Origin of the sequence: Duganella radicis, from assembly GCF_009720825.1 — a bacterium.
Taxonomy (GTDB): Bacteria; Pseudomonadota; Gammaproteobacteria; order Burkholderiales; family Burkholderiaceae_D; genus Rugamonas; species Rugamonas radicis.
Genome location: NZ_WNKY01000014.1, coordinates 26,430 through 38,706, shown reverse-complemented (window position 1 = coordinate 38,706; position 12,277 = coordinate 26,430). Strand labels below are relative to the sequence as shown.

The window sequence follows — 12,277 nt, the reverse complement described above, 5'->3', positions numbered from 1 at the left end:
CCGGTGGGTTGATGTCTCCATCGTAGATCCGTGCCGCGACAGTTTTTGTCAGGAGTCTTCGCGAAGGTTGTGTTCTTGGCGCCAGGTCTTGAGCAGGTCGTGACGGCGCGCCGGGTAGCGCTGTTGCAGCGATTCCACCGCCGCAATGCGGTCGATACGGAAATGGCGGAACGCCATGCGCATTTCGCACCATGCCGCCAGCAGCCGCTTGCCTTCGAAGTACGCCAGCGCGAATGGCCAGACCACGCGGTCGGATGGCGCGCCGTGCTCGTCGCGGTAGGACATGCGCAGGCGGTGCTGGTAGCGGATCGCTTCGCGCACCGGCCGCACGTGGATGTCGCTGGCGTCCTGCTGGTCCAGACCGATCGGCACCCACAGGCTGGTTTCGGCCATATCGTCGCGCAGGTCTTTCGGCGTGGCGGCGGCGATTTTGGCGAGGGCGTTGCTGGCGGCGGCGGCCAGCGCGTCATCGCCCTGCCGGCGTACCCAGCGGGCACCGAGCACCAGCGCCTCCAGCTCGTCCGCGCCGAACATCAGCGGCGGCAGGAAGAAACCGGTCTTGAGCATGTAGCCGACGCCGGCCTCGCCTTCCAGCGGTGCGCCGAGTCCGGCAAGAGTCTGGATATCACGATAAATGGTACGCTCGGAAACGCCCAACTGGTCCGCCAGTTTTGCGGCCGTAACGGGGCGGCGGTAGCCGCGCATGGCGTCCATCAGCATGAATAAGCGGCCGGTGCGGCTCATGTGCGTGTCTTACCTCAGGAAATAGCGAGTACTGAAGCTTGACCGCTGTGGCCTTGCAGGTCAAGTCTGCCGCGCAGGATCTGCAAATACCTGCTTCAACGATTGCGCCTCCAACAACGCCTCCCCCCAGGCTTGCAGCTGCTCCACACTCGCCTTGGCCAACCTTCCCTGAACCGTCTTAGGCAGCGGCCCGAAACGCCGCGCAAGCTGCCTTTCCAACAGCGCCACCGCGCCGTCCTTACGCCCTCGCTCCAGTCCCTGCTCCAGCCCTTTCTCCAGTCCTTGCTCCAGTCCTTGCTCCAGTCCTTGCTCCAGTCCTTGCTCCAGTCCTCGCTCCAGTCCTCGCTCCAGTCCTTGCTTCAGTCCTTGCTTCAGTCCTCGCGCCAGTCCTCGCGCCAGTCCCTGTTCCAGTCCTCGCTCCAGTCCCTGCTCCAGCCCTTTCTCCATGCCTTTTGCCAAGCTTCCATCGATAAGCATTTGCTCCAGTTGATTGTACAGTCTCATGCCATACCCCCTGTCTAACAGAAGAACCTCTTCCCAATAGCGCTTTTGATAGCGCTCGGGCAAGGTCATCATCCAGTTAATCACGCTGAATAAAACAAGTATGCGCCGATTGGTCCAACCATGTTGATACAGTAGCTTGGTCAACTGCCATTTGGCGGCGTAAAGCTTATCTGGATCATGATGAGCCTGCTGTGTACGCAGGTGGGCGAGCACTACCCAGGCAATCGGGTTATCCGAAGCCAGCAGCGCGTCCTCTTGGTTAGCGTAATCGAGCAGCTTGGCGGCGACATAGGAGATACCAATTGTCGTGCCCAACCCGCTGTCATGAAACGCACTTGGGCGCCAGTTGGAATCTGCGTCCGCCAGCAGCACCAGGCTGGCTACCCGCAGTCCGTACTGCTTGCGAATGTGATAGTTGTAGTCGAACACGCGCTCCGCCAGCGAGGCGTCGCGTTGCGCCTGCACTTCTATGTGAATCAGCAGTTGCGAGGCGCTGCCATCGCGCAGCCGCACCTCAACCAGCTTGTCAGCCAGCATGCTATTCGGCGCGTCGCCGAAACCAATCCGCTCCAGTTCCTTATCGCGAAAACGTGGCCGTCGCGACCAATCGATCTGGCCATGCAGCTCAGGAAAGAAGAACGCCACGAAGTCGCGGAATGCGTGCGTTATAGCAGCTTTCCAAGGCACATCGTAGCGAGCAGGCGGCGTGGTATCAGGCATCCGTCCAGTCTACGGCTGCACCATGCCCTGCGGTTTGAGGCGGGCCAACAAACAAAAAAATAGCCCTCTCCCGCACTGAGCACGATCTTGAGCGCGTTCAGGCTGGAGAGGGCCACCGGTGAAACCGGCTTGTCTTTAGACGACTGCGCCGTCCGTTTCGTCTTTTTCCTTGATCGGCTTGATCAAGTCTTCGCGCTTCACGCCCAGCCACATGGCGACGGCGGCGGCCACGAACACCGAGGAGTAGATGCCGAAGCAAATACCGATGGTCAGCGCCATGGCGAAGAAGTGCAGCGTGGGACCGCCCAGGAACAGCATCGACAACACCATCATCTGCGTGCAGCCGTGGGTGATGATGGTACGCGAGATGGTCGAGGTGATCGCGTTGTCGATCACTTCCTGCACCGACGCCTTGCGCTGCTTGCGGAAGTTTTCGCGGATACGGTCGAAGATCACCACCGATTCATTCACCGAGTAACCCAGCACCGCCAGCACGCCAGCCAGCACGGTCAGCGAGAACTCCCACTGGAAGAAGGCGAAGAAGCCCAAAATGATCACCACGTCGTGCAGGTTGGCGATAATCGCCGCCACCGCGAACTTCCACTCGAAGCGCACAGCCAGGTAGATCATCACGCCAATCACCACCATCACCAGCGCGTTCAGGCCATTCTGGGTCAGCTCGTCGCCCACCTGCGGACCGACGAACTCCACCTTCTGCAAGGACACCAGTTCGACATCGCCAGCGCCCGCGCACGATTGCTTGACCACGTGCTCGCCCTTGGCGGTCACAGTGTCGATCTGCTTCAGGCTGCCGCTTTCAGCTTTGCACAGCGCGTCGAACACCTGCACCGAAGCGTCCTTCGGCGTGATGCCCTTCACCACCGGCAGACGCAGCATGACGTCGTGCGCGGTGCCGAAGCCGGTGGCCTCAGGCTGCTCGTAGCCGATGCTTTCCAGCGTGTGACGTATCCGTTCCAGATTCGCCGCCTGCTGGTAGCGCAGCTCCATCACCGTGCCGCCGGTGAATTCCACCGACAGGTGCAGGCCGCGATGCAGCAGGAAGAACACGGCCGCGACGAAGGTCAACGCCGAAACGACGTTGAACACCAGCGCGTGGCGCATGAACGGGATGTCTTTTTTAATGCGGAAAAATTCCATGCTCAGTGCCCCTGATTATTTCTGGCCCGGTACCCAGACGGTACCAATGGCGATCGATTGCAGTTTCTTCTTGCGGCCGTACCAGAGGTTGACCACACCGCGCGACACGAACACGGCGGAGAACATCGAGGTCAGAATACCCAGCGTGTGCACCACGGCGAAGCCGCGGATCGGACCGGAACCGAACACCCACAGCGCCACACCGACGATCAGCGTGGTGACGTTGGAGTCGATAATCGTCGCCCACGCGCGGTCGAAGCCAGCGGCAATCGCGGCCTGCGGCGTGGCGCCGCCGCGCAGCTCTTCGCGGATACGCTCGTTGATCAGCACGTTCGAGTCAATCGCCATACCCAGCGCCAGCGCGATAGCGGCCATGCCCGGCAGGGTCAGCGTCACCTGCATCTGCGACAGAATCGCCAGCAGGAACAGCAGGTTGCACGCCAGCGCGAACACGCTGAAGAAACCGAAGATCATGTAGTACGCGATCATGAAGATCGCGATGGCGGCAAAGCCGTACAGCGTCGAGTGGATACCCTTGCTGATGTTCTCGGCGCCCAGCGCAGGACCGATGGTGCGTTCCTCGATCACTTCCATCGGCGCCGACAGCGCGCCGGAGCGCAGCAGCAGCGCCAGCTCGGCCGAATTCTCGGCGTTGCCCATGCCGGTGATCTGGAAGCGGCTGCCCAGTTCGCTCTGGATGGTCGCCACCGACAGCACCTCAGGCTTGCCCTTCTCTTTCAGCACGATCGCCATCTTCTTGCCCACGCGGTCGCGGGTGGCGTCGCGCATGCGGCGGCCGCCGTCGCCGTTCAGGTCGATGCCCACGGCCGGTTGCTGGTTCTGGTCGAAGCTGGCCACGGCGCTGGAGATGTATTCGCCGCTCAGCACCACGTCCTTCAGCAGCACCACCGGCACGCCTTTGCCCACGGTGAACAGTTCCGAGTTGAATGGAATCGCCGCGGTCAACTCGGTGCCCGGGGTGATCGATTCATCCACCATGCGCACTTCCAGCGTCGCGGTGCGGCCGATCACGGCCCGCGCACGCGCCACGTCCTGCACGCCCGGCAGCTGAACCACGATGCGGTCCGGGCCTTGCTGCTGGATGATAGGCTCGGCCACGCCCAGCTCGTTCACACGCTTGGACAGGGTCGAGATATTCTGCTTCACGCCATCGTCGATGGTTTGCTTCAGCGCGGCCGGCTTCAGGCTGACCACGGTTTTCAGCTCGCTGCCTTCGCCGGCGTCGACGAAGTTCAGGTCGGCGATCTGGCCGGACAGCACATCCTTGGCTTTCTGGCGGGTGGCGTCGTCGCGGAATTTGATTTCCACGGTATTGCCGACCAGCTCGATGCCGGCGTGACGCACATTCTTGTCGCGCAGCGCAGCGCGGGCCGCCGCCTGGATGCCCTGGATGCGCTTGGCCAGCACGGCCTTGCTATCCACCTGCATCAGGAAGTGCACACCGCCGCGCAAGTCGAGGCCGAGGTACATCGGCAGCGCGTGCAGCGACTGCATCCATTGCGGCGTGTCTTCTTGCAGGTTCAGCGCGACCAGATAGGTCGGATCTTCCGGATCGGCGTTCAAGCCTTTTTCCAGCACCGACTTGGCCTGGAACTGGATGTCCGGGGTGGCGAAGCGCACGCGCACGGAGGCGTAATTGCCGCTGCCGTCAAAGGCCAGGCCCTGGTTGGCGATGCCGGCCTTGGCCAGCACATCGGCCACCTTGGCCGTCATGTCGGCGCTCATCTTGACGGTCGACTTGCCGCTGGTGACCTGCACCGCCGGCGACTGGCCGAAGAAGTTCGGCACCGTGAACAGCGCGCCCAACAGGATCGCAACCGCGATCACGATATATTTCCAGACTGGATAACGATTCATATAGCTCTAACGTTCAGTGTAGACGTCAAAAGGCCCGCATCGTGTGCGGGCCGGGGGAATTACAGGCTCTTCAGCGTGCCGTTCGGCAGCACCATCGTGATCGAGTTCTTTTGCACCACCAGTTCGGCGCCGCTGGAGATTTCCAGGGTCACGTACAGGTCGGAGATCTTGGTGATCTTGCCCAGCACGCCACCGGCGGTGACCACCTCATTGCCCTTGGCCAGCGCTTCCATCATGGCCTTTTGCTCCTTGGCGCGCTTCTGCTGAGGACGGATCATCAGGAAGTACATGGCCACGAACATCAGAATCAGGAAACCATATTGGCCCAGGAAGCTGGACGAGCCCAGGATGTCGGTCGAGGATTGGGCGTAAGCGTTGGAAATGAAGAACACAGGTGACTCCGATATCTATAGTTTAAAAAACAGCGCTGTATTCTAGCACTGGCCGCACGGCGTCAGGACTTTTACACGCCCCGAGCGCGGTCGGCGTGGAATTGCCGCACCCAGGCCGGGAAACGGTCGGCATCCAGGGCGTCGCGCATCTGCTGCATGATGTCCAGGTAGTAGTGCAGATTGTGGATGGTATTCAGGCGCGCACCGAGGATTTCCTGGGTGCGGTTCAGGTGGTGCAGATAGGCGCGCGAGAAGTTCTTGCAAGCGTAGCAGGAGCAGGTGCTGTCGTACGGTTCCTTGTCATCCTTGTAACGCGCGTTCTTGATCTTGATGTCGCCGAAGCGGGTGAAGATCCAGCCGTTGCGGGCGTTCCGGGTCGGCATCACGCAGTCGAACATGTCGACGCCGTTGGAGACGCCGGCCACCAGGTCTTCCGGCGTGCCGACGCCCATCAGGTAGTGCGGCTTGTTGGCCGGCAGTTTCGGGCCGACGTGTTGCAAGATACGCATCATGTCTTCCTTCGGCTCGCCGACCGACAGGCCGCCGATGGCCAGGCCCGGGAAATCGATCTTTTCCAGGCCTTCCAGCGATTCATCGCGCAGCTTCTCGAACATGCCGCCCTGAACGATGCCGAACAGCGCGTTCGGGTTCTCGCCGCGCTGGAATTCATCGTGCGAGCGCTGGGCCCAGCGCAGCGACATGCGCATCGACTTGGCCGCCTCGTCCAGCGTGGCCGGGCGGTTGTCGATTTCGTACGGGGTGCATTCGTCGAACTGCATCACGATGTCCGAATTCAGCACGCGCTGAATCTGCATCGAGATTTCCGGCGACAGGAACAGCTTGTCGCCATTGATCGGCGAGTTGAAGTGCACGCCCTCTTCCGTGATCTTGCGCATGGCGCCCAGCGAGAACACCTGGAAGCCGCCGGAGTCGGTCAGGATGGGCTTGTCCCAGCCCATGAAGTCATGCAGGCCGCCGAACTTGGCCATGATGTCGTTGCCCGGACGCAGCCACAGATGGAAGGTGTTGCCCAGGATGATCTGGGCGCCGATTTCCTTCAGCTCCAGCGGCGACATGGCCTTGACCGAACCGTAGGTGCCGACCGGCATGAAGATCGGCGTTTGCACCACGCCATGGTTCAGCTTGACCTCGCCACGGCGGGCCTTGGTCACGCCGGTGGTGTCGGTTTTGTGTAATTTAAATTCCAGCATTCTTATTCCTTGTTCTGCGTCGTCAGCAGCATGGCGTCGCCATAGCTGAAGAAGCGGTATTCACTTGCGATCGCGTGGGCGTAGGCCTTGCGGATCTCTTCAAAACCGGCGAAGGCCGACACCAGCATCAGCAGGGTCGACTTGGGCAGGTGGAAATTGGTGATCAGGCGGGTGACCGTCTTGAACTGGTAGCCCGGCGTGATGAACAGCGCGGTGTCGGCGCTGCCCGCTTCCAGCTGGCCGCTCTGCGAGGCCGATTCCAGCGCCCGCAGCGAGGTCGTACCCACCGCCACCACGTCGCGGCCGGCCGCACGCGCCGCGCGCACCGCGTCCACGGTTTCCTGCGGCATGGTGTACCACTCGGTGTGCATCTGGTGCTCGGACAGGTTTTCGTGGCGCACCGGCTGGAAGGTGCCCGCCCCCACGTGCAGCGTGACGTAGGCAAAGTTGACGCCCTTGGCTTTCAGCTTCGCCAGCAGCGGCTCGTCAAAGTGCAGGCCGGCGGTCGGCGCGGCCACGGCGCCCGGCACTTTGTTGAACACGGTCTGATAACGGTTTTCGTCGAACGCATCGGCATCGTGCTCGATGTAGGGCGGCAGCGGCAGGCGGCCGTGGGCTTCGATCAGATCGAACACATCGGCATCGAAATGCAGCGTGAAGAACTCGCCGGCACGCTCGCCCACCGTAACGTCGAAGGCATCGGCCAGGCGCATTTTGGTGCCGGGCAGCGGCGAGCGCGAGGCGCGCACCTGGGCCAGCACCGTGCGGTTATCCAGCACGCGCTCCACCAGCGCCTCCACCTTGCCGCCGCTCTCCTTCGTGCCGAAAAAGCGGGCCTTGAGCACGCGGGTATTGTTCATCACCAGCAGATCGCCCGGCTGCAACAGGTCGACGATGTCGGCGAACTGGCGGTCGATAATCTGCTCGCCGTCCAGATGCAGCAGACGGGAAGCGCTGCGGTCTGGCAGCGGGAATTGCGCAATACGCTCTTGCGGCAAGTTAAAATCGAAGTCGGAAAGCGAATACATGGTCGGACTCTGTTAAACAAAAATACGGTAGGCCTTACAATACCGGCGGCCAACCCTCTATTTTACGCCATATGCCTGTTTCACCGTCGAAAACCGCCAAAAAAACCGTCAGCGCAGAGGCCAAACTGGCCAAATTGGGCTTGCACACCGATATGGACCTGGTGCTGCACCTGCCCATGCGCTACGAAGACGAAACACAGGTCATCACCATCGAAGAAGCCCGGCTGCATGGTGGCGACACGTCGCAAGTTGAGGGCGTAGTCACAAAAAACGAGATCGCCTACAAGCCGCGCCGCCAACTTTTAGTGCACATCAGCGACGGCACCGGCGATTTGCAGCTGCGTTTCATGAATTTCTACGGTAGCCAGGTCAAGCAGCTGGCCGAGGGCACGCGGGTGCGCGCGCGCGGGGAGTTGAAGCACGGCTTCTTCGGCGCCGAGATGGTGCACCCGGCCTACAAGGTGGTGAACGAGGGTGCGCCGCTGCCGACCTCCCTGACGCCCGTATATCCGGCCGGCGAAGGCCTGTCGCAGCCGGTGCTGCGCCGCGCGATCGGCGAGGCGATGAAACGGGTCGACTGGACCGACACCATTCCGGCCGAGGTGCGCCGCCAGCTCCAGCTGTCCGATCTTGAGCCGGCGGTGAAGCTGTTGCACTATCCGCCGCAGCAGGTGGACGAACACGCGCTGGCCGACCGTTCGCATCCCGCGTGGACACGGGTGAAGTTCGACGAGTTGCTGGCGCAGCAGCTGTCGCTGAAACGGGCCCAGCGCGCGCGCCGCGCCAAGGGTTCACCGGCGCTGACCAAGGTGGGCGTCCTGTCGCGCGACCTGCAGGTGGCCCTGCCCTTCAAGCTGACCGGCGCGCAAAAACGCGTGCTGGCCGAAATCAGCGCCGACCTGCGCCAGCCGTATCCCATGCAACGCCTGCTGCAAGGCGACGTAGGCAGCGGCAAGACCGTGGTGTCTGCGCTGGCCGCCGCACAGGCGATCGACAGCGGCTACCAGGCCGCGCTGATGGCGCCGACCGAAATCCTGGCCGAACAGCACTTCCGCAAGATCGCCGCATGGATGGAACCCTTGGGCGTGAAGGTCGCATGGCTGACCGGCAGCTTGAAGAAAAAGGAAAAGCAGGCCGCCTACGACATGATCGAATCCGGCGAGGCACGACTGGTGGTGGGCACGCACGCGCTGTTGCAGGATGTGGTGACGTTCGAAAACCTTGGCCTCGCCATCGTCGATGAACAGCACCGCTTTGGGGTCGGCCAGCGCCTGTCCTTGCGCAACAAAGGCGTGGAAGGCGCGGTGCCGCACCAGCTGATGATGTCCGCAACGCCGATCCCCCGCACGCTGGCCATGACCTACTACGCCGACCTTGAGGTATCGGTGATCGACGAGTTGCCGCCGGGCCGCAGCCCGATTGTCACGCGCGCCATCGACCAGAACCGCCGCGACGAAGTGATCGAACGCGTACATGCCGCTGCGCTGGAGGGCCGTCAGGTCTACTGGGTCTGCCCGCTGATCGAGGAATCGGAAGCGCTGCAACTGCAAACCGCGACCGAGACGCACACCCTGCTGGCGGAAGCCCTGCCGGACCTGAATGTTGGCCTGGTGCACGGCCGCATGAAGCCCGCCGAAAAACAGGTGGTGATGGACGCGTTCAGCGCCAACGAAATGCAGGTGCTGGTTGCCACCACCGTGATCGAGGTTGGCGTCGACGTGCCGAATGCGTCGCTGATGGTGATCGAACACGCCGAGCGTTTCGGCCTGTCGCAGCTGCACCAGCTGCGCGGACGCGTGGGCCGGGGCTCGGCGGCATCGGTGTGCCTGCTGCTGTTCCAAAGCCCGCTGGGCCACGTCGCCAAGCAACGCCTGATGACCATGCGTGAAACCACGGACGGCTTCGAAATCGCCCGCCGCGATCTGGAGATACGTGGCCCCGGCGAATTCCTCGGCTCGCGCCAGTCCGGCCAGGCCATGCTGCGTTTCGCCGATCTGGAAACCGACGGCTGGCTGGTGGATCAGGCGCGCGACGTCGCCCACGACCTGCTGCACGCCGACACGCCCGAAAAAGCCGCTACCGTCGAAGCCCACCTCACCCGCTGGCTGGGCGGCCGCGAGGAATTCCTCAAAGTCTAAACCCGGGGTCAGTTCTTGCAATCCAACACGGGCTCAACCATATTCCGGCTGACCTCGTGTTGGATTGCAAGAACTGACCCCGGATTAGAAGCAAAGGTAGATGCGGTTGGCCAGATCGACTACGAAGTCCGGCGTCAGGTAAGCTGCGAACCCCACCGCCAGCACAGCGGCGATGGCGGCGCGCAGCAGCCAGGTTTTCATGATCATGCCGCCTGTGCGCGGACCAGCGGACGCTCGTTGATCGGCAGGTTAATCAGGCCGGACATCACACCCAGCGCAATCGCGATGCCCCACACGATGTTGTAGCTGCCGGTAGTGGTGTACAGGTAGCCGCCCAGCCACACACCAAGGAAGCTGCCCAGCTGGTGCGAGAAGAACACGATCCCCGCCAGCATCGACATATGCTTCACGCCGAACACGCCGGCGATGATGCCGTTGGTGAGCGGTACGGTGGACAGCCACAACACGCCCATCGCCGCCGCAAACAGGTACACCGTCAGCGGCATCAATGGCGCCAGCAGGAACAGCGAAATCACCACCGCACGCGAGAAGTAAATCGCCGACAGCAGATAGCGTTTCGGAAAGCGCCCACCCAGCTTGCCCGCATAGTAGGAACCGAAGATGTTGAACAAGCCGATCAGCGCCAGCGCCAGCACCGCCACGCTTGGATTGCCGATGCCCTGATCCTTCAGGTAAGCGGGCAAGTGCACGCCGATGAACACCACCTGGAAGCCGCACACGAAATAGCCCGCCACCAGGAACAGGAAGGAGCGGTTGCCCAGCGCCTCGCTGGCCGCTTCGCGGACGCTTTGCTGTGGACCGTGCGCATGCTCCACCGAAGGCTCGCGCAGATAGAAAGCCATCGGCACCATCAGCAGCAGGATCAAGGCGCCCAGTATGTAGAAGGCGTTCTGCCAGCCGACGGCGGAAATCAGCTGCTGCTCGATCGGCATCATCATGAACTGGCCGAAGGAGCTGGCCGCGCCCGAAATGCCGAACGCCCAGGAACGCTTTTCCGGCGGCGCCACGCGGCCGATGATGCCGCTCACCGCGCCGAACGCGGTGCAGGCCAGGCCAAGGCCGACCAGCACACCGGTGCCAAGCACGAACAAGGCAGGCTGCGTCACCAGCGCCATCCACGCCAGGCCGGCCGCGTAGCAGACCGCGCCTACCAGCACCACACGCATGGTGCCGAAGCGGTCCGCCGCCATGCCGGCAAACGGGCCGAAAGCGCCCCACATCAGGTTCTGCATGGCCTGCGCCAGCGAGTAGGTCTCGCGCGTCCAGCCGTTGGCCTGGGAGATCGGTTGCAGCCAGAAGCCGAAACCGTGGCGCACGCCCATCGCCAGCGTCAGGACGACGCCGGTGGCGAGCAGCACGTTTTTCAAGGTGAGTGTGCGGTCGTTGGCGCGCATGGTATCCCCCGTTATTCAATTCATATCACGGGATTGTAACCAGTTCGCGCCGACCGCGCTTGCGGCCCTCAGGCGTCGGCTGGGTAGCGCAGGCCGATCTGCGCGCGGATATCGTCCAGCGTGCCCATGATGGCTAGCGTCTCGGCATGTGGCATCACCGGGCTTTCGATCAGGCACGCGCGGATGCAGCGGCCGACTTCCTGCGCTTCGTGGGTATAGCCGTTGCCGCTTTTCGGCAGATTCAGGGTGCGCTCCTCGCGCGAGGTGCCGTTCACCAGCGTGACGGTGACCTTGTCGGTGTTGTGGAAGCGGTCGTGCAGACGCACGAATCCCTTTTCGCCTGAGATGGTCAATTCGGTCGGCGTGCGCGAACGCAGGCTGCACGCGCAGGACGACACGCCACCACCTTGGTGCGACAGTGTGAACGCGGTTTGCATATCGACGCCGGTGGCGGTCATTTCCGCCTGCGCCTTCACGCCAGTGACGCCCCCCAGGAAGAACGACGCCATCGACAGCGGGTAGATGCCCAGATCCAGCAGCGCACCACCGCCCAGCTCCGGCGCGAACAGGCGGTGCTCCGGACCGGCGTCCGAAGTGAAGCCGAAATCGGCGGTCACGTTGGCCGGCTTGCCGATCTCGCCGCTGTCGACGATGCGCTTGGCCTCCACCACGGATGGCATGAAGCGCGTCCACATGGCCTCCATCACGAACAATTTCTTGGCGCGCGCGAGGTTGATGATGTCCTCGGCCTGACGGCGATTCATGGTGAACGACTTCTCCACCAGCACCGCCTTGCCACCGTTAAGGCACATCAGCGCGTTCTCGTGGTGCATGGGGTGCGGCGTGGCGATGTAAATCACATCCACATCCGGATCATCGGCCAGCGCCTGATAGCTGCCGTGAAAACGCTCGGCGCCATATTGCTGGCCGAAGCTGGTAGCGCTATCCACAGAGCGCGAAGCAACGGCGACCAGTTTTGCGTCGGGCGTGTCCTGCAAAGCGGTGGCGAAGGCTTTGGCGATTTTGCCGGTGCCCAGAATACCCCAGCGGATTGGCTGCGTCATGGCGTGCGCTTTCTGCCGCGTCGGC

At 62.6% G+C, this 12,277-nt stretch carries 10 protein-coding genes; 1 reads left to right on the top strand and 9 read right to left on the bottom strand.

Going from position 1 to position 12,277, the window contains the following annotated elements; translation table 11 throughout:
* Positions 1-48 precede the first annotated feature (48 nt).
* From GM676_RS14590 to queA, 7 genes are all read right to left on the bottom strand, one after another.
* Entirely contained in the window at positions 49-744 is a 696-nt protein-coding gene (locus tag GM676_RS14590; RefSeq protein WP_211923234.1) for a helix-turn-helix transcriptional regulator, read from the bottom strand.
* Between the two features lie 60 nt (positions 745-804).
* Positions 805-1,968: a DUF4351 domain-containing protein gene (locus GM676_RS14585; RefSeq protein WP_155464378.1), complete on the bottom strand. Its 1,164-nt coding sequence runs from the start codon at positions 1,966-1,968 to the stop codon at positions 805-807.
* A 135-nt stretch (positions 1,969-2,103) separates the two neighbouring features.
* Positions 2,104-3,126: a protein translocase subunit SecF gene (gene secF / locus GM676_RS14580; protein ID WP_155464377.1), complete on the bottom strand. Its 1,023-nt coding sequence runs from the start codon at positions 3,124-3,126 to the stop codon at positions 2,104-2,106.
* A gap of 15 nt (positions 3,127-3,141) precedes the next feature.
* Positions 3,142-5,004 (bottom strand): protein translocase subunit SecD, encoded by a 1,863-nt coding sequence (secD, locus tag GM676_RS14575; RefSeq protein WP_155464376.1) that lies wholly within the window; start codon positions 5,002-5,004, stop codon positions 3,142-3,144.
* Between the two features lie 59 nt (positions 5,005-5,063).
* A complete protein-coding gene (gene yajC, locus GM676_RS14570; protein ID WP_371866239.1) occupies positions 5,064-5,396 on the bottom strand; it encodes a preprotein translocase subunit YajC in 333 nt (110 codons plus the stop codon).
* Positions 5,397-5,467: 71 nt separating this feature from the next.
* Positions 5,468-6,607 carry a tRNA guanosine(34) transglycosylase Tgt gene (gene tgt, locus GM676_RS14565; protein WP_155464375.1) on the bottom strand — a complete coding sequence of 380 codons (1,140 nt, stop codon included), beginning with the start codon at positions 6,605-6,607 and terminating at the stop codon, positions 5,468-5,470.
* Positions 6,608-6,609: 2 nt separating this feature from the next.
* Positions 6,610-7,635: a tRNA preQ1(34) S-adenosylmethionine ribosyltransferase-isomerase QueA gene (gene queA, locus GM676_RS14560; RefSeq protein WP_155464374.1), complete on the bottom strand. Its 1,026-nt coding sequence runs from the start codon at positions 7,633-7,635 to the stop codon at positions 6,610-6,612.
* Between the two features lie 71 nt (positions 7,636-7,706).
* On the opposite strand from queA, the gene recG reads away from it, so the two are divergent.
* Entirely contained in the window at positions 7,707-9,773 is a 2,067-nt protein-coding gene (gene recG / locus GM676_RS14555; protein WP_155464373.1) for an ATP-dependent DNA helicase RecG, read from the top strand.
* Positions 9,774-9,976: 203 nt separating this feature from the next.
* On the opposite strand, the gene GM676_RS14550 is transcribed toward recG, so the two are convergent.
* Entirely contained in the window at positions 9,977-11,188 is a 1,212-nt protein-coding gene (locus GM676_RS14550; RefSeq protein ID WP_155464372.1) for an MFS transporter, read from the bottom strand.
* A gap of 68 nt (positions 11,189-11,256) precedes the next feature.
* Positions 11,257-12,252 carry a Gfo/Idh/MocA family protein gene (locus tag GM676_RS14545; RefSeq protein ID WP_155464371.1) on the bottom strand — a complete coding sequence of 332 codons (996 nt, stop codon included), beginning with the start codon at positions 12,250-12,252 and terminating at the stop codon, positions 11,257-11,259.
* Between the last annotated feature and the right edge of the window lie 25 nt (positions 12,253-12,277).

What these genes read in the sequence shown, in the direction of transcription:
- GM676_RS14585 (WP_155464378.1), bottom strand. Translation starts at nt 1,968, where the DNA reads ATGCCTGATACCACGCCGCCTGCTCGCTACGATGTGCCTTGGAAAGCT.
- GM676_RS14545 (WP_155464371.1), bottom strand. Translation starts at nt 12,252, where the DNA reads ATGACGCAGCCAATCCGCTGGGGTATTCTGGGCACCGGCAAAATCGCC.
- recG (WP_155464373.1), top strand. Translation starts at nt 7,707, where the DNA reads ATGCCTGTTTCACCGTCGAAAACCGCCAAAAAAACCGTCAGCGCAGAG.
- secF (WP_155464377.1), bottom strand. Translation starts at nt 3,126, where the DNA reads ATGGAATTTTTCCGCATTAAAAAAGACATCCCGTTCATGCGCCACGCG.
- GM676_RS14590 (WP_211923234.1), bottom strand. Translation starts at nt 744, where the DNA reads ATGAGCCGCACCGGCCGCTTATTCATGCTGATGGACGCCATGCGCGGC.
- secD (WP_155464376.1), bottom strand. Translation starts at nt 5,004, where the DNA reads ATGAATCGTTATCCAGTCTGGAAATATATCGTGATCGCGGTTGCGATC.
- GM676_RS14550 (WP_155464372.1), bottom strand. Translation starts at nt 11,188, where the DNA reads ATGCGCGCCAACGACCGCACACTCACCTTGAAAAACGTGCTGCTCGCC.
- tgt (WP_155464375.1), bottom strand. Translation starts at nt 6,607, where the DNA reads ATGCTGGAATTTAAATTACACAAAACCGACACCACCGGCGTGACCAAG.
- queA (WP_155464374.1), bottom strand. Translation starts at nt 7,635, where the DNA reads ATGTATTCGCTTTCCGACTTCGATTTTAACTTGCCGCAAGAGCGTATT.